1 protein-coding gene is annotated in these 232 nt (G+C 64.2%); it reads left to right on the top strand.

The annotated features are described in order from the left end of the window. Nucleotides 1–232, top strand: a 232-nt coding sequence (locus ACQG3P_RS24830) for an undecaprenyl-diphosphate phosphatase (RefSeq protein WP_426806531.1), incomplete at both ends; no start/stop codon positions are given.

The raw sequence follows: 232 nt of genomic DNA, 5'->3' as shown, positions 1-232 counted from the left end.
TTCCCACCATGTTCGCCGCGAGTGGCTACGCATTCCTGGAGCTGGCCAAGTACGGCAAGCTGGCCATCGAGAACTGGGCCGACGTGGGCGTGGCCTTCGTTGCCGCCGTCATAACCGGCTTCGTCGTAGTGAAGTGGCTGCTGGGCTACATCAAGGCCCACCGCGGCACGGCGTTTGCGTTCTACCGGATCGAACTCGGCGCGGGGCTGCTGCTGTTCCTGCATGCCGGGAA

Source organism: Stenotrophomonas sp. SrG, assembly GCF_050031795.1.
GTDB lineage: Bacteria > Pseudomonadota > Gammaproteobacteria > Xanthomonadales > Xanthomonadaceae > Stenotrophomonas > Stenotrophomonas rhizophila_A.
This window is presented reverse-complemented; position numbering and strand designations above follow the sequence as displayed.